The sequence below is a fragment of the Kitasatospora sp. NPDC048407 genome (assembly GCF_043200475.1).
Taxonomy (GTDB): domain Bacteria; phylum Actinomycetota; class Actinomycetes; order Streptomycetales; family Streptomycetaceae; genus Kitasatospora.
Genome location: NZ_JBICXW010000001.1, coordinates 993,486 through 1,015,303, shown reverse-complemented (window position 1 = coordinate 1,015,303; position 21,818 = coordinate 993,486). Strand labels below are relative to the sequence as shown.

General features: G+C 72.7%; 24 protein-coding genes and 1 pseudogene. 10 read left to right on the top strand and 15 right to left on the bottom strand.

Annotated features, from left to right (window positions below):
* Window positions 1-26 precede the first annotated feature (26 nt).
* From ACGFWJ_RS04690 to ACGFWJ_RS04675, 4 genes are all read left to right on the top strand, one after another.
* Window positions 27-2,276 (top strand): hypothetical protein, encoded by a 2,250-nt coding sequence (locus tag ACGFWJ_RS04690; RefSeq protein WP_392945207.1) that lies wholly within the window; start codon window positions 27-29, stop codon window positions 2,274-2,276.
* Window positions 2,277-2,363: 87 nt separating this feature from the next.
* A complete protein-coding gene (locus ACGFWJ_RS04685) occupies window positions 2,364-2,897 on the top strand; it encodes a GNAT family N-acetyltransferase (RefSeq protein ID WP_392945205.1) in 534 nt (177 codons plus the stop codon).
* A gap of 324 nt (window positions 2,898-3,221) precedes the next feature.
* Entirely contained in the window at window positions 3,222-3,479 is a 258-nt protein-coding gene (locus ACGFWJ_RS04680; protein WP_387635726.1) for a hypothetical protein, read from the top strand.
* A 3-nt stretch (window positions 3,480-3,482) separates the two neighbouring features.
* Complete coding sequence (locus ACGFWJ_RS04675; RefSeq protein WP_387635723.1) at window positions 3,483-3,974, top strand: acyl-CoA thioesterase; 492 nt, start codon at window positions 3,483-3,485, stop codon at window positions 3,972-3,974.
* A gap of 183 nt (window positions 3,975-4,157) precedes the next feature.
* On the opposite strand, the gene ACGFWJ_RS04670 is transcribed toward ACGFWJ_RS04675, so the two are convergent.
* The 5 genes from ACGFWJ_RS04670 to ACGFWJ_RS04650 form a co-directional block, all read right to left on the bottom strand.
* Complete coding sequence (locus ACGFWJ_RS04670) at window positions 4,158-4,283, bottom strand: hypothetical protein (RefSeq protein WP_387635721.1); 126 nt, start codon at window positions 4,281-4,283, stop codon at window positions 4,158-4,160.
* 48 nt (window positions 4,284-4,331) lie between these two features.
* On the bottom strand, window positions 4,332-5,678 hold the full coding sequence (locus ACGFWJ_RS04665) for a hypothetical protein (RefSeq protein WP_392945201.1): 1,347 nt from the start codon (window positions 5,676-5,678) through the stop codon (window positions 4,332-4,334).
* A 233-nt stretch (window positions 5,679-5,911) separates the two neighbouring features.
* A complete protein-coding gene (locus ACGFWJ_RS04660) occupies window positions 5,912-6,379 on the bottom strand; it encodes an SsgA family sporulation/cell division regulator (RefSeq protein WP_392945199.1) in 468 nt (155 codons plus the stop codon).
* Window positions 6,376-6,534 carry a hypothetical protein gene (locus ACGFWJ_RS04655; protein WP_392945197.1) on the bottom strand — a complete coding sequence of 53 codons (159 nt, stop codon included), beginning with the start codon at window positions 6,532-6,534 and terminating at the stop codon, window positions 6,376-6,378. The genes ACGFWJ_RS04660 and ACGFWJ_RS04655 overlap by 4 nt, the downstream gene beginning before the upstream one ends.
* Window positions 6,535-6,664: 130 nt before the next feature.
* A complete protein-coding gene (locus ACGFWJ_RS04650; protein ID WP_392945195.1) occupies window positions 6,665-7,774 on the bottom strand; it encodes a hypothetical protein in 1,110 nt (369 codons plus the stop codon).
* A gap of 289 nt (window positions 7,775-8,063) precedes the next feature.
* Here ACGFWJ_RS04650 and ACGFWJ_RS04645 point away from each other — a divergent pair, with 289 nt between their 5' ends.
* Complete coding sequence (locus tag ACGFWJ_RS04645) at window positions 8,064-8,732, top strand: DUF4241 domain-containing protein (RefSeq protein ID WP_387859234.1); 669 nt, start codon at window positions 8,064-8,066, stop codon at window positions 8,730-8,732.
* 20 nt (window positions 8,733-8,752) lie between these two features.
* Here the strand turns inward: ACGFWJ_RS04645 and ACGFWJ_RS04640 are convergent, their stop codons facing one another.
* From ACGFWJ_RS04640 to ACGFWJ_RS04630, 3 genes are all read right to left on the bottom strand, one after another.
* Window positions 8,753-9,385: a DJ-1/PfpI family protein gene (locus ACGFWJ_RS04640; RefSeq protein WP_392945192.1), complete on the bottom strand. Its 633-nt coding sequence runs from the start codon at window positions 9,383-9,385 to the stop codon at window positions 8,753-8,755.
* A gap of 34 nt (window positions 9,386-9,419) precedes the next feature.
* Window positions 9,420-10,355 (bottom strand): GlxA family transcriptional regulator, encoded by a 936-nt coding sequence (locus ACGFWJ_RS04635; RefSeq protein WP_392945189.1) that lies wholly within the window; start codon window positions 10,353-10,355, stop codon window positions 9,420-9,422.
* Window positions 10,356-10,765: 410 nt separating this feature from the next.
* Window positions 10,766-11,110: a hypothetical protein gene (locus tag ACGFWJ_RS04630; protein WP_392945187.1), complete on the bottom strand. Its 345-nt coding sequence runs from the start codon at window positions 11,108-11,110 to the stop codon at window positions 10,766-10,768.
* 293 nt (window positions 11,111-11,403) lie between these two features.
* On the opposite strand from ACGFWJ_RS04630, the gene ACGFWJ_RS04625 reads away from it, so the two are divergent.
* Both ACGFWJ_RS04625 and ACGFWJ_RS04620 read left to right on the top strand, forming a co-directional pair.
* The gene (locus tag ACGFWJ_RS04625; protein WP_392945185.1) at window positions 11,404-11,682 is read left to right on the top strand and encodes a hypothetical protein; all 279 of its coding nucleotides are present in this window, start codon (window positions 11,404-11,406) and stop codon (window positions 11,680-11,682) included.
* 22 nt (window positions 11,683-11,704) lie between these two features.
* Window positions 11,705-11,935: a hypothetical protein gene (locus ACGFWJ_RS04620; RefSeq protein WP_392945183.1), complete on the top strand. Its 231-nt coding sequence runs from the start codon at window positions 11,705-11,707 to the stop codon at window positions 11,933-11,935.
* 149 nt (window positions 11,936-12,084) lie between these two features.
* On the opposite strand, the gene ACGFWJ_RS04615 is transcribed toward ACGFWJ_RS04620, so the two are convergent.
* The 3 genes and pseudogenes from ACGFWJ_RS04615 to ACGFWJ_RS04605 all read right to left on the bottom strand — a co-directional run bounded on the left by ACGFWJ_RS04615 (window position 12,085) and on the right by ACGFWJ_RS04605 (window position 13,540).
* Window positions 12,085-12,243: a VOC family protein gene (locus ACGFWJ_RS04615; RefSeq protein WP_392945180.1), complete on the bottom strand. Its 159-nt coding sequence runs from the start codon at window positions 12,241-12,243 to the stop codon at window positions 12,085-12,087.
* 103 nt (window positions 12,244-12,346) lie between these two features.
* Window positions 12,347-12,448: pseudogene (locus ACGFWJ_RS04610) on the bottom strand (VOC family protein); the annotation flags it as partial.
* A gap of 63 nt (window positions 12,449-12,511) precedes the next feature.
* Window positions 12,512-13,540, bottom strand: a complete 1,029-nt coding sequence (locus tag ACGFWJ_RS04605; RefSeq protein ID WP_392945178.1) for a hypothetical protein — start codon at window positions 13,538-13,540, stop codon at window positions 12,512-12,514.
* 136 nt (window positions 13,541-13,676) lie between these two features.
* On the opposite strand from ACGFWJ_RS04605, the gene ACGFWJ_RS04600 reads away from it, so the two are divergent.
* Window positions 13,677-14,261, top strand: a complete 585-nt coding sequence (locus ACGFWJ_RS04600) for a TetR/AcrR family transcriptional regulator (protein WP_392945176.1) — start codon at window positions 13,677-13,679, stop codon at window positions 14,259-14,261.
* Between the two features lie 230 nt (window positions 14,262-14,491).
* Window positions 14,492-15,733, top strand: coding sequence for a hypothetical protein (locus tag ACGFWJ_RS04595; RefSeq protein WP_392945174.1), 1,242 nt, complete (start codon window positions 14,492-14,494; stop codon window positions 15,731-15,733).
* A gap of 91 nt (window positions 15,734-15,824) precedes the next feature.
* On the opposite strand, the gene ACGFWJ_RS04590 is transcribed toward ACGFWJ_RS04595, so the two are convergent.
* Both ACGFWJ_RS04590 and ACGFWJ_RS04585 read right to left on the bottom strand, forming a co-directional pair.
* Entirely contained in the window at window positions 15,825-18,443 is a 2,619-nt protein-coding gene (locus ACGFWJ_RS04590) for a collagenase (protein WP_392945172.1), read from the bottom strand.
* 111 nt (window positions 18,444-18,554) lie between these two features.
* Window positions 18,555-19,484 carry a LysR family transcriptional regulator gene (locus ACGFWJ_RS04585; RefSeq protein WP_392945170.1) on the bottom strand — a complete coding sequence of 310 codons (930 nt, stop codon included), beginning with the start codon at window positions 19,482-19,484 and terminating at the stop codon, window positions 18,555-18,557.
* A 204-nt stretch (window positions 19,485-19,688) separates the two neighbouring features.
* On the opposite strand from ACGFWJ_RS04585, the gene ACGFWJ_RS04580 reads away from it, so the two are divergent.
* On the top strand, window positions 19,689-20,213 hold the full coding sequence (locus tag ACGFWJ_RS04580; RefSeq protein WP_392945168.1) for a hypothetical protein: 525 nt from the start codon (window positions 19,689-19,691) through the stop codon (window positions 20,211-20,213).
* 225 nt (window positions 20,214-20,438) lie between these two features.
* On the opposite strand, the gene ACGFWJ_RS04575 is transcribed toward ACGFWJ_RS04580, so the two are convergent.
* A complete protein-coding gene (locus ACGFWJ_RS04575) occupies window positions 20,439-20,951 on the bottom strand; it encodes a GNAT family N-acetyltransferase (protein WP_392945166.1) in 513 nt (170 codons plus the stop codon).
* A gap of 55 nt (window positions 20,952-21,006) precedes the next feature.
* Window positions 21,007-21,756, bottom strand: coding sequence for a PIG-L deacetylase family protein (locus tag ACGFWJ_RS04570; RefSeq protein WP_392945163.1), 750 nt, complete (start codon window positions 21,754-21,756; stop codon window positions 21,007-21,009).
* Between the last annotated feature and the right edge of the window lie 62 nt (window positions 21,757-21,818).

Here is a 21,818-nt window from a genome sequence, read left to right as displayed (position 1 = left end):
ACGGACACGAAGGACAGCGCGGAACAGTGAACGGCACAGCGGTGGACGACGGCACGCAGGAGCAGGGCGTCAACATCTGGCGGTACGCCCTCGACGAGGGCGCGGACCCCGCCGGGCGGGTCCCCGTCCATGCGGTGCAGGGCAGTTGGCCGCCCGGCCCGGACGCCGCGTACCGGCCGCACCCGCGCCACCGCCGCCCGCTGACCGACCCCGTCCCCGCCGACGCGCCGCCGCCCGGCCTGCCCCCGCTCGGCGCCGGACGCCGGCCCGCCGGGCGCGCCCTGCTGTCCTGGCTGGAGGACACCCGGGGCCCGCGCCTGTGCCGGGTGGCCGGCTCGTCCGGCAGCGGCCGCACCCACCTGCTGACCTGGCTCGCCGCCGCCTGCCCGGCCGACCACCCGCGGCCCGGGCGCCGCGTCCACGCACTGCTGGACGTCGAGGGGCTGACGGTCCGTTCGGCCACCACCCGGCTCGCCGACCTGCTCGGCCTCACCGCCGGCACCCCCGCCGACCTGCTCGAAGCACTCCAGGACGGCACCCCGCGCACCGTCGTCGTCACCGACCTCGACCGGGCCGGCGGACCGGACCTGCCCGGCACCCCCGAGCGGATCGCCGCCGAGCTGCTCGCCCCGCTGCTGTCCGTCCCCTGGCTGCTGCTGGTCGTCGAGGCCGCCCACGGGCCCGCCGCCGACGAGTTGACCGCCGCCGCCCCCGGCGCCGCCGTCCTCGACCTCGACCAGCCCCAGTGGACCGACCCCGCGAAGTACGCCGACTGGTGCGCCCGCCTGACCGGCCACCAGATCGAGCCCGCCACCACCCATCCCAGCCCCGGACTCGCCCAGCTCGCCGCCCGCACCCCCGGCGCCGTCCTCGACCCCGCCCGGACGCCCGCCGAACGCGCCACCGCCCTCGCCGACACCTGGTGGACGGCTCTCCCCGACGCCGAACGCGGCGCCCTGACCGCCCTGTCCACCGCCGACGGGCCGCTCAGCACCGAACTGTGGGCCACCCTCCCCGGCGCGGGCGGCGAACAGGTCGTCAAATCCGCCGCCGACCTGCTGCCCCCGCCGCCGATGGCCGACCGCTGGCGGCTGCGCCCCGACGAGGTCGCCCACCGGGTCGCCGCCGACCGTCCGCCCGTCGACCACGGCGCCATGATGTGGGAGGTCGCCGGCGGCATCCCCGTCCGCGACGACGGCGGACCCGACCTCGCCGCCAGCGACCCCGAACGCCTCGCACTGCTGCTGCGGCACGCCTCCGCCGCCGACCCGGCCACGCCGATGCTCGACGAACTCGACCTGCTGCTGTACGCCGAACCCGCCACCGTCACCGCCGCGTTCCAGCGCGCCGAGGACGCCGGCACCCCCGCCACCCCGCTCGCCGAGGCCTGGCGGCTCGCCGCGCCCGACCGGGCCGCACTCGCCCGCCCCGCCGACCGGGCCGCCGTCCTGCACGCCTGGCTCACCGGCCGCGACGACGCCTCCGCCGCGCACTGCGCCGAACTCGCCGCCGCCCGCTGGCACACCGTCTGGAACCGCCCCGCGCCCGGCCCCTGCATGACCGCGCTCGGCATCGGCCCGCGGACCGGCTCCCTGCTGGTGTTCGACGGCGCCGCACTGCACCTCGCCGACCCCGCGACCGGTGAACTCACCTCGTCCGGCGAGCCGTTGACCGAACGCCACCCGCGCGCCCTCACCGCCACCGCGTTCGGCGGCGCGCTGCTGCTCGACGCCTCCGGCACGCTGAGCTCTCTCGTGGTGGACGGCGCGGTCGGCGCACCGCCCGGCACACTCGAAACGCTCGGCCCGTGCACCGCCGTCGCCGGCCACCACGATGCCCTCGTCCTCGGCCACCCCGACGGCTGCACCAGCCACACCACCCTCTCCACCGGCCTCACCCACCGCCCCGAGACCCCGCTGCACGACGGGCCCGTCACCGCGCTCGGCGTCACCGACGCGGACGGCGGCACCCTGGTGGTCAGTGGCGGCGAGGACGGCCGCGTCTGGACCTGGATGCCCGGCCGCCCGCCCCTCCCCGCCCCCGTCGACCAGCGCCCCCACCCCGTCACCGCCACCGCCCTCGGCGCCACCCCCGCCGGCCTCCTGCTCGCCGCCGCCTGGTCCGACGGCCTGCTCCGCCTGCGCCGCTGGGGCGAACGCCACCGCGGCGCCGACATCCGCCTCGGCGCCCCCATCCACTCCCTCGCCGTCACCCCCGACGGCCTGGTCATCGCCGCCCTCCCGGAGGCCGTCCTCGCCCTCACGCTGGTGGGGTGACACCCTCGGCCGGCCGCGCCCGCAGTGGGCTCGGGCCGGTAGCAAAAGCGGTTGTCGGAAAGGCAGTTGGTCGGATAGGAAGCTTGGATGCTTCGAGGCGAGAAGATCGGGCTACGGGCCCAGCACGACGAAGACCGGCCGATCCTGCGGCGCGAGCTCCACAACGACGTGCTGCTCTCGGCACGCTCCGTGGGGCGGCCGTGGCGGCCCGTCCCGGTGGACGGCAAGCCCCCGGAGATGCCGGACGACCCGAGCGTGGTGCACTTTTCCGCGGTCGAGCTGGAGACCGGCACGCTGATCGGGGTGGCGGACCTGTGGGGCATCGACACCCACAACCGGTCCGCGCACCTGGGGCTCGGCCTGCTGCCGGCCGCCCGCGGCAAGGGCTACGGGACGGATGTGGTGGCCGCGCTGTGCCAGTACGGCTTCACGGTGCGCGGGCTGCAGCGGCTTCAGGTCGACACCCTGACGGACAACCACGCGATGATCCGGGCCGCCGAACGCAACGGCTTCGTCCGGGAGGGCACGCTGCGCGCCTCGGCCTGGGTGATGGGCGAGTTCCTGGACCAGGCCGTGCTCGGCCTGCTCGCCCGCGACTGGAAGCCGGCCCCGCGCGTCTGATGGCAGGACGTTTCACCTGATCATGTGATCCCCCTATCGTCGCGTGTTTTGGATCATTCCCGGGTGTCGATCACGTCCTCTGGGTTGGTGTACGTACGGTTCGGGAGGTCGGCCACCGCTGAAACAGGGTCCGGTGGAGGGCTGTGTTGAAAGAGTCCGGGAACGCAGCGATCTTCAACCAAACACAGGGAGCCCCACCATGTCCGGCTGCGGGGGGACCGAGTTTGATCACCGGAAGGACCTTGGCGTCAACGGATCCGCCTGTCCTTCCCCTCGGCGGATGAGGCCCTACACACATCAAGTCCGACAGGAAATGAGGAACCGATGACTGAGTACCGTGGCGGGGTCGATCAGGTGGAGAAGGTGTGCGCGGCCCTCGCGGGCCTGCCCGCATCCCAGCGACTCACCGAACTCGAACACCTCTGCCGGCGGACGGAGAAGATTCTCGGCCTCGCCGTCCTGGACACCGCGAGCGAGGTCTACGAACAGGGCGACGACGCCGCGCTGCACCGCTCCCCTTACGCCTACGGCTACCTGCGCCGCACTCTCGGCTTCGGGACCGACCACCGGATGGACGGCTGACCGTTGTACACCTACCTGTGCCGGACCCGCTGGGGCGACATGGACGCCTTCGGACACATCAACAACTTGAAGGTGCTGCAGTACGTGCAGGAGGCCGTCTACTGCCTGCTGTACGACGAGAGCGAGGGCCAGGAGCTGTTCGAGGACGGCTTCATGATCGCCCGCCATGAGATCGACTACCGCTCGCCGCTCTATCACTGCCCGACCCCGCTGCCCGTGCAGATCTGGGTGGAACGTCTCGGCACGGCGTCCATCGCCACCACCTGCGAGGCGCGCCGCGACGGCGAGCTGGCCTTCGAGGCCCGGACGGTCACCGTGCCGACCGACGCCGGAACCGGCCGCAGCCGGCCGCTGCGCGACGCGGAACGCCGGCACCTGAACCGCTACCGGATCCGCCCCATCGGACCGCTCTCCACCGTCGCCCCGGTCGGTCGGGTGCCCGTCCCGGCCACCGCCCGCCTCCGGGTGCCCGCGATGGGCGGACGGGCCTCCTGAGAACCCCCCGGGGAGAACCCTTTCTGCCCCGGATCACGACGAAGTCGCGAGGAAGCGGGCCGGCCTCGGCCCCGGGCAACCCGCCCGACCCGGGGCCGGCCCGGAGCAGGTCCGGGGCCGGCCCGGAGCAGGTCCGGGGCCGGTCCGGAGCAGGTTCGGGGCCGGTCCGGAGCCGGTCCGGTCTCAGCGGGACGCCGCCACCGGCGCGGAGTCCTCGGCCGGCGGAGCGTCGGTGCGTTCGTCGGGCGGGGGTGCCTCGGCGGGAGAAGGCGGAGGGCGGAGCAGCGGGTAGTACGAGGGATCGTTCATGCCCCCATTGATCACCCCACCGGCGCGCGGCGGTTCCCGCGGCCCGCGCTAACCACCCAGGCGGGCGAACCGGCCCTCCAGGCGGGAGAGTTGCAGTGCGGTGGCCGGTGAGCGCAGCGCGTCGTGCCGCTCGCGGAAGCTCGTGTACGCCCGCCGGGCCTGGTGGATGTTCCCGGCGTCCAGCTCCAGGTGGGCCAGCTGGAGCAGCGACACCCCGATGGTGCGGTGCTCGCCCGCCGGCCGGGCCCGCAGCGAGGCCCGCAGGTACGACAGCGACAACTCGGTGGCCCGCAACGACCGGTGGACCTGCGCCGCCTGGTACAGCAGGGCCGGCTCCGGGTACCGGTGCGGGCCGCCCTCCGCCACCGACCGGGACGCCCACTGCTGGGCCGCGTCCAGCACCCGCAGCGCCTCGTCGGACTGCCGCAGCCGGGCCGCCGCCACCGCCTGCTGCGCCAGCACGAACGCCCGCACCCCCGGCGCCGCGTCCGACGGCAGGTGCTCGACGGCCGCCTCCGCCAGCCGGGACGCGTACGCCTGGTGGCCCAGCGCCCCCGCCTGGGTGCTCTGGTCACGCAGCGCCATCGCCTGCGCCTGGCCGTCCTGCGCCTCCGCCGCCAGCCGGTACGCGAACCGGTAGTGCCGCTGCGCCTCCCCGTGCCGGTTGTCGTCGGTGTACGTCCGTCCGATCAGGCGCACCAACTGGGAGGCGGCGACCATGAGTTCACGGTGCCGCAGGTCGCCCGCGGAACTGGTCAGCCAGGGCAGCACATGGTCGCGCAGGTACCCGAGCAGCGGGCTGCGGGCGATCGCGCCGCCGTACCCGTCGTAGTGCCGCGACCCGAACGCCGTCATCTCCCGCACCGCCTCGACCTGCCGCGCCCCCACCCGCTCCGGGCCCGAGCGGCGCAGCACCGGCACGAATCGGGTCAACGGCGCGGAAGGGACGGGCGGGGCCGGCGCGGTGGGCGCGGCGGGGGGAGAGGTGCGGGGCGAGGGCAGCAGGCGGATTCGGAACAGCGGAGGCTGAAACGTTTCGTCCGCGGACTCCCCGAACTGCGGCCTGGCGTGCAGCCGCCGCAGCCCCGCCAGCGCGTCCACCGGTTCCGGATCGCCGTCCTCACCGGCTGCCGCTCCGATCGGCCGGAGCCCCAGCTCCGCCCGGGACACCGGCCGGCCGAGCCGCCGGGTGAACGCCTCCTCCAGCAACTGCGGCCCCGGATGCCGGGGTTGGGTGCCCGACAGCCAGTGCGCCACCGTCGTCCGGTCGTAGCCGACACCGAACCCGCTCTCCCGGGCCACCTTCTGCAGGGCCGCCGCGAGGGCCGGCCCGTTCCAGCCCGCTTCCGCCATGCGGGCGCGCAGCGCGAGATTGGGTCCACGGACGTGCGGCATCGACAACTCCCAGGGGCGGACCGCCGAGAGGCCGGCCCCCGGATCAACGGTCGGCGTCGGCGTCGGCGGCGAGAACCGGCATGCGGAAACGCCCCCTGTTCAACGCGCGGAACCGGAAATCGGTGCGGCGGGAACGCGGTTCGGTGCCGGCGCCCCGCGCGCCGGGCCCAGGCCGGGCCCAGGTCGGGCTCAGGCCGGGCCCAAGTCGAGCTCAGGCCGGGCCCAAGCCGGGCTCACTCCGGGTGGGTCGGGTGGTCGGGGAGGAGGTGGCGGAGGAGGGCGGTGATGTCCAGGTGGTGGTGTTCGGTTCCCGGCGGGACGACGCGGTGGGAGCGGCGGAGGAAGTCGCGGATCGGGGCGGCGGGGGTGTGCAGGACGGCGGTGTGGCCGGGAGTGGTGAGGGCGATGGCGAGGCGGCCGGGGTCGGTGGGGGAGCGGCGGACCGTGACGTCGCCGAGGCCGGCCCGGCCGTTCAGGCCCTCGGTGAGGAGTTCTCGGCCGAACAGCCAGGTGATGGGCTCGTCGAGGTCGGCGTGGCAGTCCAGGTGCACCGCGTACGGGTCGGTCCGGTAGTAGCGCAGGCGGGCCGGGACGGAGACCCGTAGTCCGGGGCATGGGCGCACGGTGACGTCCAGGAGTTGGACGCAGTCCGGGTCGTCGGCGCGGCGGAGCCAGGTGCTCGGCGTGTTCTGGTGGGTCACCGGGTCTCCCTCGGGTGGTCGGACTCGGGCGGGGTGATGCTCTTGGGGGTCGCGAAGCGGGGTGGGGTCGCGAAGCGGGGCGGGGTGGTCAGGCGGGACCACTCCTGGTCGGTGCGGCCGGGCACGGTGCGGCCGGACTGGTGCCAGAGGGTCACCAGCCCGGCATAGATCGGGGCGTGCTGAATCGTTTCGTCACGAACGCCCGTCGGGGCCAAGGAGTCGGCACTCACGTTCGGGCATAACGATCGAACCCGGGGGCGGTAACGGTGCCCGTCGGTCGAGTGTTCAGGCCGCGGGGGCGTGGGTCGCGGCGACGGCGCGGGCGTGGTCGAAGGCGCGGACGGGGTGCGAGGTGGAGGTCCAGGGGTGGGCGCCGCACCAGGGACCGAGCAGGCGGAACTGCTCCAGGGCGAGCGCGGGTTGCCGGGCGACCAGCGCGAAGTGCGCCAACAGGTGCCGCAGCAGCGGGAGTTGATCGTGCGGCGTCGGAACGGCGTCCAGCGCCGACGCCACGGCGGGCAGCAGCTCGCCCAGCCGGCCCGCGTCCGGGAGGCCGTACAGGCCGTGCCGCTGCTCCAGTTCGGTCAGCGCCTGGAGGTACAGCCCGGGGAGCACCGAACCGGCCGGGGCGGTGCGGACCGCCTGTTCCGCGAAGCGCAGCATCTGCGCGTCGCTGCCGTGCCACTTGGCGCACCAGTACTGCATGGCCTGCCAGTGCCCGCCCACGTGGTGCGGGGCGCGTGCCGTCAACTCCTGCCACAGAGCGCGGAATCGGCGGTTGCTCAGCGGAACGCCGCGGGCCGTGGTGACCAGCACCGCCCACGGGCCGGGGTCGCGCGGGTCCAGGACGGCGGCCTCCCGGGCGGCCGTGTTCGCCTCGGCCAGCAGCGACTTGAAGGCGGTCAGATGTCCGGCCGGCACCTGGTGCGCGAGCGCGCTGCCGCGCGCCTCCCAGGCCCGCTGCACCAGCAGCCGGGCGTACACGGTGGTGGCCGCGCACGCCTCGGTGCCGGACTCGCGCCACGCGGTGAGCCACTCGTCGCGCTCGGCGGCCACCCGGGTCAGGAAGTCCAGCCGGGACCACCGTTCGTCCCAGTCCTCCCCGGCCGCCACCACGTACGCCGCGGCCGCCCGCCAGCCGCCGGCCAGGCAGGAGTCGGCCAGCGCCTCCAGCTCCTTGCGCCGCAGCAGCGCCAGCGGCGGGCCCGCGCGCCCCGGGTCCAGCTCCGCGCTCGGCACCAGCCCGTACTGCCTCGGATCGAACCCGTCGGGCGTGGGCGCCACCGGGGGTTGCGCCGGAGCCGGCACGGGTGCCGGTACGGTGCCGCCGCTCCACCGCCGACGGGTCAGCAGCGAGAGCAGCAGGACGGTGCCGAACACCAGAGCGGGGGTCATACCGAGAATGATCTCCCACCGGCCGCGGCGCCCGTGCACCGGTCGGACGGGTTCGGTGGCCCGCTGTGTGTGTGGGGCAGCGGGTTGTCGAACGTCTGGGCGGGTATGCGGGCGGCGGCCAGGTCTTCCGGCAGGGCAGCAGAGCCGGCCGTCCGGGCCGTTTCAGGACCGGGTGGGCGGGCGCTACCGTGGGGGCCGCGCGCGGGTGGTGTTCGTCCGATGATCACTCCGGAACTCCCGTTCGCCTTCCGGTCCCTGAGCGACGAGTGCGACGAGAGCGAGCCCCCTGATGCCCCTTGCGGCCCCCGATGTGGCGCGACTGTTCACTCCGGGCAGCCAGTACGACTGCGGGCACGACCGCACCGCCACCGTGGTCGCGCTGCCCGAAGCGGTGCTGGCGCTGCCCACCGGCCGGCTGGTGGCGTGCGATCCGGTGATCGGACTGGTGGACGAGAACGAGCCGTTCCTCGCCGTCGCGCCGCCGGGCAGCTACCCCGTCACGCTCGCCGTGGTCGAGGTGCGCAACGCGTACGGCCCCGGCTCCTCGGACACCCGGATCGCCGCCGCCCTGCTGCGGGTCGGCGACCGGCCGGCGGTGCGGTGGGAGCTGGCGCTGAGCGAGGGCCAGGACGAACACCGGCTCGGCCCGGGCGACTTCTTCGGGTACGGCGTGGACGCGGGCAGCGGCTGCTTCCTGGACGCGTCCGCCGTCGGCCCGATCGGCGAACTGGTCGAGCAGGACGCCGACCCGGTCGTCGACGCCATCCACGACGCCGGCCCCCGCCCGGCCACCGTCACCGACCCCGCGAGCGGCCACACCATGGTGGCGTTCACCACCGGCTGGGGCGACGGCCACTATCCGACCTGGGTGGGCCGTGACGCCGACGGTCAAGTCACCGGATTCGTCAGCGAGTTCTTCGTCGTCCCGCAGCCCGGGCGCGGCCCCGCCGAGGGATGACCGGGCCCGGGCCGGGGCTTTTATTTGGGGGCTGCGAACTGGGCGCGCAGGGCGTCGATCACGGCCGGCGGGGCGGTCCTGACGGAGCCAGCGGTGTACGGCGGCTGCGGGTCGTACTCGATCAGCAACTGGATGCCCTGCGCGGTCGCGTCGTCGTGGATCCGGCCGGCCAGGTGCAGGCCCAGGTCGATGCCGGACGAGACGCCCGCGGCGGTCGCGTACTTGCCGTCGAACACCACCCGCTCCTCGACCGGCTCGGCACCGAACGCCGCCAGCGCCTGCGGCAGGAACCAGTGGGTGGTGGCGCGGCGGCCGGTGAGCAGCCCGGCGGCGGCCAGCAGGAGCGAGCCGGTGCAGACCGAGGTGGTCCAGGTGGTGGTGGCGTCGACGGCCCGCAGCCACTCCAGCACCTCGGGCTTCCCCTGCTGCGCCGTCGAGCCCGGCCCGCCGGGGACCAGCAGCAGGTCGGCGGAGGTGACTTCGTCCAGGGCGGCGTCGGCGGTGAGCGCGAGGCTGCCCAGGTCGGCGCGGACCGGGCCGCGCCGGTCGGCGGCGAACACCACCTCGGCGCCGGGCATCCGGGCCAGGACCTCGTACGGGCCGACGGCGTCCAGCGCGGTGAAGCGGTCGTAGAGCAGGATGGCGATCTTCATCGGGTGCCTCTCTCTCGAATGGACTGACGCTCCGTCAAGCTGTGTGGCGGAAGCGGCGGCGGTAGTCGATCGGACTGACGGACAGCGTGCGGGCGAAGGCGCGGCGCATGGCCTCCGGGTTGCGGTAGCCGCAGAGGCGGGCAACCTGTTCGACGCCGTCGTCGCTGTCCTCCAGCCGGCGGCGGGCCATCTCCAGCCGTATGCCGTCCACGTAGCGGCCGGGGGTGGTGCCGGTCTCGGTGGCGAACACCCGGGCGAACTGGCGCGGCGACAGCGCGACGCGGCGGGCCAGGGCCTCGACGGACAGGTCGGCGTCCGGGTGTTCGGTGATCCAGCGCTGCAGCTCGCGCAGTGGCTGCCGGACGGCGAGTTGGGCGGCCAGCTGGGTGGAGAACTGGGCCTGGCCGCCCGGCCGCCGCAGGAACATCACCAGGTGCCGGGCGATGCCGAGGGCGAGTTCGCGGCCGAGGTCCTCCTCGACCAGGGCGAGCGCCAGGTCGATGCCTGCCGTGACCCCGGCGGAGGTGGCCACCCGCCCGTCCCGGACGTGGATCGGGTCGGGATCGACGGTGACGTCCGGGAAGCGGCGGGCCAGTTCCGCGCTGTGTGCCCAGTGCGTGGTGGCGCGCCGTCCGGACAGCAGCCCCGCCTCGGCGAGCAGGAACGCGCCCGTGCAGACGGACGCGATGCGCTCTGCTCGCTCGGCCAACTCGCCGATCTGCTCGATGAGTTCGGGCGTCGGGTTCCGGGTGCCCGGGCCGCCGGGGGTGATCAGGGTGTGCGGGGCGGCCGCGTGGGCGAGGTCCTCGTCGGGCAGCAGGCGCAGCCCGCTGCTTGTTCGCACCGGGAGCCCGCCGGGCGAGGCGGTGCGGATCCGGTAACCGGCCGCCGCGAGCACTTCCAGCGGGCCGGTGACATCGAGGCTCTGCACCCCGTCGAAGAGCACGAAGAGCACGCTGCGATCGGCCATGTCCCCACCCTCGCAAGTGCTTACGGCGACAGCAATGACGGATACCCCACCTTTTCTGCCACGCCCGCGACGGTGGCGAGCCGGGACACGGCCGGGGGTGACGGCCGGCAAGCACGTCGGTGCTGGTCGAGATCTCTCACGGCCCGGGCACCGGCGGGAGGTGCGCGGGCGTGGGTAGGACGCGGCGACGAGCGCGGGAGCCCGGGCCGACGCAGTCACCTGCGGCGAGACCGTACTCGAGGCAGCCGTCGGGTCCTCGTCGCCCTTGACCTCTGCCGAGACCTTTGCGGGCGCCCCGAAGTGTTTGACCACCGGCCTTTGAGGATCTCCTGGACTACTGCCGGGAGGGGTCATTCCGACTGTGCACTGTTCCCGCCTCTCCCGGACGATCCTCGCCGGAGCCGTTCGGCTCAGCCCGGTTCCAGCGAGTCGGCCCGCCGCTTCAGTTCTGCCGCGATGTCGTCCCAGTCCGGTCCGTGCAGCCAGAGGCTCTCGGCGGCCTCTCGCAGCAACGCCGGCTCGTCCGGTCGCTGCAGGAGCACCAGACGGTAGGCCAGGTTGCGAACCCAGACCGGCAGGTGGCCGTCGACGAGGTGCGGGCTCAGTTCACGCAGCATGGCGAGGATCGAATCTGCGCCGGCGAAGGTCAGCTCTTCGACGAAGTAGTGCTCCCGGTGGTCGCCGTCGCACTCCGGTGCAGGCCGGTACTCGTCTCCGTAAAGGCACCGGGCGTGCTCTGTCAGGGTGCTGTGCATGCCCTGGAGCCTATGCCGCTGCCCATCGGTGACCGACAGCGGCGGCATTTTCGGACCGACACGAGTCATTCCTGATCAACTCCGAATTTCCGACGCACGTCACTGGGCCGAGGGTGCGATGCGGTAGCGCGGCCAGGAGGACGACCTGCCCGGCGACTTCAAGGCTGCCCGGACCGCGCACTGTGCCAATCGAGTCATCTCAATAGCATCCACGTTCACGAAAAGGCGGCAAGGGGAACAGTTGTTCTACAAAAAAGTTCCCCATTGATCGATGGAAAGAAAAGGGGAGAAGTGTGGCAAATGTCGAGCTTATCCGCAGCGGCTTCCTGTTCCTTGCGGACGGCCAGCAGCAACTGTATGACTACGACTTCGGCAAGAATCCGAACCAGTTCTCCTGGATTCGACCGACGGCATATTTTCACCCCTTCACTGACGCACTCTCCAGGCTCCAGTATCTGACGGAGTACTCGTACTGGGAGGGGGATAATCCGATTCCGCCCTTCTGGGGCTTGGAGCTCCAGGCGACCGGAAACACGCAGTTCGTCATTGTCCTCATGCTTGTCACTGTGTAAAACGGAGAGGTTGGTCCGGCTCATGCGCGTTCAAGTGTCGTTCGGCGCCGACGGGAGCATCATCGCCCTTGCGGAGATCATTGAGGAGGGTGACGACCGCGTCAGGGTCCGCCTTCGCCCCAGCGAGGACCGCAAAATCGCAGAACTTGACGTTCCGCCCGAGTACGTCGACCGGCCTTTTGCGGATCTGGCCGCCCGGTTCAAGGTGACAGAATCTCCTGGCGGGCCGGCATTTGCGCCTCATGTCTCGTGATTCCGTCATTTGCTCGATCCGGCAGCTTTCGTCGATGCCGGCATGGATCTCCCCATGAGGACAGCCGGCCTGCACGTGCCGCCGGAGATGGAGCCGAAGAACGCCACGCACTGGTCCACCCGCTCGATGGCCGAGCGGGTGGTGGGCCGTCAGGACGGGTCGTGGCAGAGGCAGAACGGGTGGCCGGCCGGGTCGAACAGGTCGCGCACGTGCGGCTGCGGCTGGTGGGTGGCGAGGGTGGAGCCGAGGGCGAGGGCCTCGGTGGCAGCGGCGTCGAGGTCTGCGACCTGGAAGTCCAGGTGCATCATCGGGCGCTGCTGCCCCTCCACCGGGGGGCCAGGTCGGTGGGCGGTAGCCGTCGGCCTGCTGGAAGACCAGGAACGGACCCTGCCGGGAGGCCGCGACGACGGCGGTGCCGGGCTGTTCGTGGCCGAGGTGCCAGTCGAGCAGCCCGACGTAGAACCTGGCGAGGGCGGCGGGATCGGGAGCCTCGATGGTGGTGCCCCACCACATGCCGGCGGTACGGGATTTCATGGCGGAAATGTGCCGCACGGAGCCGACAGCCCTGACCGGGCGTCAGCGGCGTTGACTGCCGTAGGCGGCGAGGGCGTGGAAGGCGGCCTTCGGCTCCCAGGGCAGGCCCGGGTGGGTGGCGGACGGGCGACCGGGCGGGAGCGGGCGGACGATGCCGAACGAGGCGCGGTCGAAGTCCCGGTCGGGGTCGTCGGAGCCGGGCAGGTGGTAGTGGGCGAAGGTCTGCACGAAGGCGGCGTCCAGGCCTGAGTTCTCGAATTCGGCGAGCAGGTCGAGCAGGTAGTCGGCCTGCTCCTGTTCGTCGCGGGCGAGCGGCTCGGCGAACCGGTCGGCGCGGCCGTGCGCGTCGAAGAGCACGGCGCGGTCGCCGCGGGCGCCGAGCGCGGCGGCGCCGGTGAAGCTGCCGCAGCCGAACTCGGTGACGGCGGCGGGCCGGCCCTGGCCGGTGAGGGCGCGCAGGCCGGGGGCGAGCAACTCGGCGTTGGTGGCGTCGCGGTAGCCCGCGTCGGTGGCGACCACGTCGAACGGGGCCCAGTCGATGCCCTCGAACGGCAGCGAGGCGTAGCCGATCCGCCCGCCGAAGCGCGACCTGGCCGCGCCGAGGACACGGGCCAGGAAGGCGTTCAGCGCGCGGTGCAGCTCGGGCAGCAGGGTGCGGAACCGGGCCTGGTCGGCGAGCACGCCGGCGCGTTCGAGGTAGTCGGCGCCGGGCAGGAAACCGTCCGTGAACAGGGAGATCTCGGAGCCGGTGAGCAGCACCACCTCGGCGCCGCCGGCCCGCAGCTTCTCGGCCCGCTCGGCGCAGTCCACCAGCAGCTCGAACAGCTGCGGCTGGGTGAGCCCGTTGGTGAACGGCGAGAACCAGACCTCGAGTCCGGCCTCGGCGGCGTACCGGGCGGCAAGCTCCAGCCGGTCCGGTTCGGCGCCGGTGATACGCACCGCGTCGCAGTGCAACTCCTCACGGATCACCAGCATTTCGCGGCGCACGGTGTCGGGGTCGAAGGGCTCCCGGGTGGTGGTTCCGGTGGTGCCGCGGAAGCCGGTGTCGTAGGTGATGCCGAAAACGCGCACGGCGAAGCCGTCCTCTCCTCGCGAAGTAGGGTACGGCTCGTACCTTACGTGGAATTGGGTACGGCCGGTACCTTGTTTCGGCAAGGACATAGCATTCGGACGGAGACCCGAAGCCGGCAATGAGTGGAGGTGGCAGGTGACAGCGACCAGACGACGCGGCGCCGAACTCGAGGACGCCATCCTCGCCGCCGCCGGCGAACTCCTGCTCGAGCAGGGCGTGGCCGGACTCACCATGGACGAAGTCGCCCGCCGGGCCGGCACCAACAAGAACGCCCTGTACCGGCGTTGGCCCCACCGCACCGCACTCGGCATCGCCGCCTACCGCCGCCTCGCCGCCGCCGAAACCCGCCCGCCCGACACCGGCAGCCTCCGCGACGACGCCCTCGACCTGCTGCGCCGCGCCAACCGCACCTGGTCCTCCCCCTACGGCGAGATCCTGCGCGGCCTCCTCGCCGCCGCCGGCGGCACACCCGAACTCCTCGCCCGACTCCGCGACCCCGACCGCCCCGACCCGCTCGACGAGGCCTGGCTGACCATCCTCGCCAACGCCACCACCCGCGGCGAGGCCCCCGCCACCGCCGTGCACCCCCGCGTCGCCGCCACGCCGATGGCCCTGCTGCGCACCGAATACCTGCTGCGCGGCGTTCCTGTCGTCCCCGACGAGGTCTTGGTGGAGATCGTCGACGAGGTCTTCCTCCCGCTGGTCCGGGGACGGGCCTGAACGCTCCTGCCGGAAGGTGGGCGGAAGTCCGTTTCGCGGTGGGCGAGTTGGACGGCGCGACAGAGCAGGGCGGCCCCGGCCGGTGCGCGGTGATGGGGCCTGCTCGAACGGGAGCGGGGTGCGGGCCGGTTGTGGATGAGGGGCGGAGGGCGGAGCTGAACGTCTCTGCCTGGCAGGCGAGTGGGAAAACCGTTCGCGGTGGGCGAGTTGGGTGGGCATCCTCGGACGCTGTGACGGATGAGAGCGACGGACCGGCGCAGTACGCGCCGGCCGACACCCTGCTCGGCCTGCTCGAACGCGGGCGGGGCGCGGGGTGGTTGAGAGCGAAGGACGACCGGGAAGCCGGGGCTGCGGCCCTGCTGGACTGCCTGCGGCGGGACACTCGGTACGACTCCAGTGACGACCGGCACGACTACCACGCCCAGCTCGTAGGGGAGTTGGCGCTGCCGATCGACCTGCTGCGACAGCAGGCCGAAGGGGCGGACCAGGGCGCCCGCGAGCGTGCCTGCGAGATTCTCGCCGCTCTCGCGCTGACCGGATCGGTCGCGGCGCGGGAGGTGCTGCGCCGGTACGTGCGGCAGGGCGAGTGCTGGCAGGACGTGCTGGACACCCTCGCCGACCGCTGGCCGGTGCCGTGGTGGGACGACCTCGCGGAGGACGCGGTGCGCCGTCTCGGTGGGGCCGAGCCCGACTACCCCGCCTCCGAACCCTGGTTGCGCTGGCGGGAGTTGATGCCGGAGAGGCCGCAGCGGGGGCCCGGACGGCATGTGCATTCGCTCGCCGCCGGTAACACCCGGCTGCTCGCGCTGCTGGCCGACGGCGGGAGTTCGCTGCCGGAGCGGGTGGCGGCCGTCCGTGCGCTGGCCGATCGCCCACCCGTGTCCGAAATCCTGCCGCTGGTACCGGGGTTGTTCACCGCGGAGCCCGCCTTCTTGGGAGATCGGGCACTGCCGCGGCTGGGCCGGGTGGTGGAGCGCCTCGGCGTGGCCGCGGTCGAGGACGCCCGCGCGTGGGCCCGGTCGCCCCGCCCCTGGCTGGCCGGGCTCGGCCTCGGGGTCCTGGCCCGGCACGGCGACGTGCGTGATCTCCCGTTGCTGCTGGCGGAGTTGGAGCGGCAGTGGGTGGCGGGTGAGTGGTGTGGCTCGCACTGGGTTGCCGACGGGCTGGCCCGGCTCGGTCCGGCCGCCGCCGAGGCCGCGCCTGTGCTGCACCGGTTCTGGGCGCACACCCCGCACTCGTACGAACGCCCCTCGTACCTGAGGGCGTTGGCGGCCATCCGGCCCGGCGAGGTGGATGCGGAACTGACCGAGTCGCTGTGGGACTGCGAGGAGGATGCCCGCCTTTTCGCCGTCGAGAATGCACCGGACGGGCCCGAACTGAGCATCCGCTTGGCCGAGTTGAGCGCGAGCCCGGTGGAGTCCCCGGCCGTGCGGGCGGCTGCGGCGCGAAGGCTGGCGGGCGGATCCCACTGACGCGCGGATACCACTGACGCGCGGAGACCGCTGACGGGCAGCCGCGGCAAGGGAGGCCGTGACTGCCCGTCGGCAGGTGGGGGTGTGGGGGTCAGAACTGCGTGGCGACGGTGACGTTGGTGAAGTCGGTCGCCGCGTACAGGCTCAGGTAGCGGTAGCCGGCCGAGGGGTTGGTGACGGTGATGGTCTGGCTGGTGCTGTTCGGGGTGGTGGAGGAGGCGGTGTACGCGCTGGGGGAGGCCCAGGTGGCGTCGTTGTAGTACAGGTACGCGGTGCCGGTGCCGCCGGTGGTGGTGATCTTCAGGGTGCTGGTGCCGGCGGGCAGGTAGACGTACAGGTAGTCGACGCTGCCGGCGGTGCGGGTGCGGCCGGTGCGCTGGCAGTTCTGGCCCATCGCGTCGGTGCGCTGGTCGGTGCAGGTCGGCAGGGTGGTGCCGCCGCCGCTGCCGGTGGTGACGGTGACACTGGCCGGGGTCGCGGTGGAGCGGCCGGTGGAGTCGGTGACGGTCAGCGCGACGGTGTAGGTGCCGGCCTTGGCGTAGGTGTGCGAGGGGTTGCGCTCGTCGGAGGAGCTGCCGTCACCGAAGGTCCAGTGCCAGGAGGTCAGCTGCGCAGGCGAGTTGGTGACCACCGAGCGGTCCGTGAGGGTGACCGTCGCGCCGTTCACCGACTGGTTGAACAGCGCGGTCGGGCCGGTGGCGAAGCACGCGCCGGCGGCGCACTGGGTCAGCCAGGCGTCGAAGTCGGCGTCGTAGGAGGTGCCGAGGCCGTTGTAGACCGCGTAGCCGCCCTGGTAGTCACCGGTGCGGAAGTGGCCGAGCATGTTGGTGACGTCCGCCGGGTGCTTCTCCATCATGTAGCGCACGGCGAGGTAGCCCCACGGGTAGACCCGGGTGGAGTCGGAGTTGAGGTACGTGTTCTGGAAGATCGTGCTGAGCTTGTAGGTGTGCTTGGCGGCCTCGGTCATCGCCTGGGTGTCGGTCACACCCCGGTAGCCGTACGACTCGTACTCGGCGACGCCTTCGATCCACCAGATGTCCGGGACGGACGTCTCGGTGGTGAAGTTGCCCTTCATGTCGTAGATGTTGTCGAGGTAGTGGGTGTACTCGTGGTTGAGGTTCCACACGTTGCCCGCGAAGTCGTCGTTCCACGACTTCTGGTACATGATCGACACCGGCTTGTTGGCCGGGTCGGTGGGATCCATGATGGTGACGCCGCCGTTGTCGGTGGAGTTGTTCCAGATCGCCCACGAGTAGGTCTGGTAGTCGGCCGCGCTGGCGAACACCGGCAGGTCCAGGGTGGAGCCGTACTGGCCCGGGATCGGGCCGTTGTCCTTGACCAGGTTGTGGAAGTACGCGTCCTCGCCGCGCAGGCTCTCGCACACGGGCTGGAGCTGGGCGACCGTCAGCGCCTGGGCGCGCAGCGTCTTGTTGTCGCAGACCAGGACGTTCGGCAGGACGGCGTTGATCAGCTTGTTCGGCAGGTCGCAGATGCCGAAGGTCGAACACTGGGCGCGGTTGAACTCGTTGGACTGGAACGCCGCGTGCACGTACAGCGGGCCGCCCGGGCCGGCGATCGGCGTCGAGTCGAGGATCTGCTTGATCAGCGGCCGGGTCGCGGCCTCGACGGTGGTGCTGTCGCCGGACATCCGGGCCAGGTCGTTGCCCGCGTTGACGTCCAGGAAGGAGTTGCCGGTGCCCAGCAGGTCCTTGTGGTTCAGGGCGAAGTTGCCGAGCGTGGTGACCAGGCTGGTGTCGGCGTTCAGCGCGTTGACGAAGTCGGTGTTCCAGTTGGCGCGCCACAGCGGGGCGAACAGCACCGCGTTCACCGCGTTGACCATCTTCGGGTACGCGTTGTAGCTGTTGTTGTAGCCGTTCAGCACCTGCTTGTACGTGTTCAGGTAGCTCGCCTGCACGTTGGCGCTGTCGGTGAGCACCAGCACGTCGTACAGCACGATGCCGTTGGCGTCCGAGACGTCCTGCCAGTGCTGCCCGGAGAGGAACGTGTCCAGGCCCGCCTTGGTGGCGGCGGTCAGCGTCGAGTCGTAGTTGCCGACCGCGCCCGAGTTGTACGACTGGACGTAGTAGCCGGCCCGCAGGAACTGCACCAGCTGGAGGATGTTGGCGCTGTTGGTGCCGTCGTACGTCGCCGCCAGGTCCTTGAAGGCGTTCGCGACGGTCAGCATGTTGGCCTGCTTGAAGATCGCGCCCGCGTCGCTGCCCGTCACGTTGTACAGCGTGCCGATGCAGCTGGTGGGCGATCCCTTGACGAACGCCACCAGGTCCGCGCCGGAGCGGCTGCCGAAGTCGGCGGGCGCGCAGGTCTGCGCGGCGAGGCCGGCCGGCTGGTTCTGCTTCTCGCCCTTCTTCACCGGGCGGGGCGTGGTCTGTACGGTGGTGCCGGCCGGCTGACCCATCACCACCTGTCCGAGCAGCGCCGGGGGCAGCGGGGCCGAGACCGGGGCGTGGGTCTCCGGGGCGGCCTCGACGATCGGGCCGAGCGGCTTGGGGGCGGCGCTGCGGTCGCTCTTGGCAGCGGATGCGGCCGGGGCGGCGGCCTTCGACTGTCCGCCGGTCGCCGCGAAGGCCGGGGCGGGCAGCAGGGTGGCCGCCGTGGCACAACCGGCCAGCAGGCCGGCCGCCAGTGCGGGAAGGGATATGCGCACTGCTTCTCCTGTGGGGGATGGGGAGCTGAGGTGGGGTGCATGCATCGTGGCACCGGGGCGGGGGCCAGAACAATGTCACAGGTCATATGACATTGCACTGCGGCGGCATAACACCGGAGGGTTGTTCTTGGGTGTTGACCTTCCCCCCGGGAGTCGTCAGGTGCGGGGCGGGCGGAAGGTCCGGCTCGCCCAACTGTGCAAGTGCGGTGCCCCGGCGGCGAGTTCGCGGTACGCGGCGGTGGCCGCCCCGAACAGGGTGTCGACGAGCGCCGGACCGAGGGCGGCCCGGCGCCACAGCAGCACGTACCGCAGCCACAACGGCGCGCCGAGCAGCGGCTTGATCAGAACCCCCGCAGCGGGCGGCGTACTGGCGGGGACCAGGGTCGCGCCCAGCCCCGCCGCCACCAGATCCTGTATCTCCCGCTGCCCGTACGGCAGTTGGCTGACCGCCACGGGCTTCGCCGTTGCCGACTCGCAGGCCGCCCGGACGAACACCGGCCACGCGGTGCCGTCGGCGGCGGGCAGCAGCCAGGTCTCGCCGGCCAGATCCGCGAGGGCCGGCTCGGCGTGGTGCCGGAGCGGGTGGGCGGCCGGCAGGGCGACGAACACCGGCTCGGTGGCGAGAACGCGCGCGGCGAGCGTCGGCGTGGGGCGCAGGCCGGAGTCGGGATGGTCGAGGGCCAGCGCGAGATCGAACGGCTCGTCGGGCCCGGCGGTGAGCGAGAACCGTATCTCCGGCCGGAGTTGCCGCGTCCGGGCCAGCGTCCCCGGCAGCAGCGCCGGACAGCCCGCGGCCACCCGCAACTCGCGGTGCGGCCGCTCACCGTTGGCGGCGACGGCGTCCCCCAGCCGGTCCACCCGGGCCAGCACCTCGCGGGCGGCGGCGAGGACCTCCGCCCCGAAAGTGGTCGGCACCACGCCGGCCGCCGTCCGCTCGAACACCATCGCCCCCAAGTGCCGCTCGATCCGCCGCAGTTGCGTACTCGTCGCCGGCTGCGAAGCGCCGATTGCCGCAGCCGCCCGCCCGACGCTGCCGGTATCCGCGATCGCGCAAAGCACCCGCAGATGCCGCAGCTCCAGGTCCATGGCCCGGCCTTCCCGTGCGAGTGGATCAGTACTATTTCACACACAACATGTCAGATGGTGCCGCTCACCTTCGCTTCTCGTCCATGCCACGTCAAGCCCCGGACCGGTTCGCGCCCTGGAGCGCCAAGGCGGTGCAGAGCGTTGTGGCGGTGGCCGACATTCTGCCCGGCCGGCCAAGAACATCATCGACCCGCTGACGGACGCTTGGCTGACCTCGGTCGTGGACGACAGCAACGCTCCCGGCCGGGCCGGATCGGCGCCCGGACCGCGCAGCGGGCCAACGACATCTGGGGCTGCGGCGCAACGCTCGGCGGGAAGATCGAGCAGGTGCCGGGCCGGTCGGACATCGGAACCGCCCAGCCGGGGAAGGCGAGCGGCACCTGCGCCGGCGTGGCCGGGCAGGTGCGCGAGAGCCCGGCCGATGGCGCCGCACCGATCGAGGACTGTGCCGTCCTGATGCCCGACAACCCCAAGACCGTGGGCCTGAGGCTGTCCGCCGCTACTCCCTTCGCTTACGAGGCCAGGCGCGGAATCGGTCCGGACCAGGGGGCGATCGAGCCGGGGACCGACGGAAGCCTCAGCTGGGCGACCGCGAAGTGCCCCGGCGGCACGGCGGTGTACCTGGGGAACCGCCTCGCACCGATGGATGCCTCGGCACGGGACGCGTTCGCCGCGTTCGCCCCGCACTCCGCCGAACGCCACGGCTGCTCGGCACCGGCCCTGCCTTGACGCCCCGCCACCCGGAGGCCCGGCCCCTGCCGCACCGCGCGGCGAGCCGGGCCTCCGGCGTGCGGGGCCGGGGGAAGGTGGTCAGGTGGACTTGCCGGGGACGTGGGCGCCGGAAAAGCACTCATTCGCTCCGGACCCGGTGAACCTTTCCGGCTGCGGCACTGGCCGGTTGGCGTGCCGCAGTGCCTGACGGCGGGCGCCGGGTGGGGCTGGCGGATCTCGGGTTCAGGCGGGGGCTTCTGCGGTCGTGCTGAAGGAGATCCAGGTGTCCGGCGGCAGGTTCGGGCGGTTCGGGACGGGGCGGTGGTGTTCGGTCCAGGTGGGGCCCGCGATGGTGGTCGCGGTGCGGCGCCAGAAGTGGGCGGCGGTGGGGTTGGTGTCCTGGAAAGCGACTTCCCAGGGGCCCGGGTGGATGGCGACGACTTGTTGGACGGCGCGGAGGCCGATGCCCGATCGCCTGGCGCCGCGGGCCACGAAGAAGGTGTTGAGGACGCGGGTGGGGGCGGTCAGGCCGCGGACGAAGGCGAAAGCGGCTGGGGTGTGGTCGGCGGTCGTGACGAGGTAGGGGGCCCAGTCGGGGTCGGCGAGGGCCTGGTGGAGGCGGTCGTCGCGGAAGGTGCCGTCGGGGTTGGGCAGTTGGCCGTTGAACTCCGACATGTCGTGGCTGAACATCAGCCAGAGGCGTTCCAGGGTGGGGCGGTCGGCGGTGGTGGCGAGGCGGACGGTCAGGTCTGACACGGGACTCCTTCGACGGACGGGTGCCGCATGTCGACTGTCTAGCAGGCGAGGTCGATCAACTTCCAATGGATGCGGCGAGGTTGGGCAGCGGGTGCGGCTGGTACCACTCGGTCTGCATCAGCCGGGCGCGGACGGACGGCGTCGCGGCGGCGAGGCGGCCGGGGAGGGCGCCGCGGGTGACCTCCGACTGGTGGGCGAAGACGGCGGCGAGTTTGCGGGGGAGCCACGCGGTGACGTCGAGGGCCTCGACGGTGGCGTCCGGGACGCTGTACGCGGTGCGGCCGGGACGCAGCAACAGGGCGCCCAACTCCTCTGCGGCGCTGTGCGGGTGGGTGGCGAGCAGGAGTCGTCGGACCGGCCAGGTGTCGCCCAGTTCGGGGTGGAGGCCGGGGAGGGCGGCCGCGTGGACGGCGAGGACGGTGAGGCGGTGGGTGTGCCGGTGGTCCGGGTGGCCCGTCAGGCCGCCGTACGCGTCGTGGGTGACCACCCACTCGGGACGGAACTCCCGTAGATGGGACACCAGTTGGGCCACCGCCTGATCGAGTGGGGCGTCGAGCAGTCGGGCCTGCCCGGGCGCGGAGTCCGGGACCTTCGCGTCCGCGTAGCCCAGAAGCCTGGGCGGCCCCGCACCCAACTCGTCCAGCGCACACGACAGTTCGGGAATCCGGTGGGTCCCCTCCGCCCATGTCGCGGTGACCACCGCCGTCCGGGCCCCGGCCTCCGCGTGGCGGGCGAGCAGGCCGCCGGCGGAGAGGGATTCGTCGTCCGGGTGTGCGAACACGCCGAGCACGCTGGGGAGTTCCAATTCGCCGTACCGCCTTCGCCCAGGAGGGAGTTCCGTTCCCCGCAGGGTGTCCGGCCCGTCGG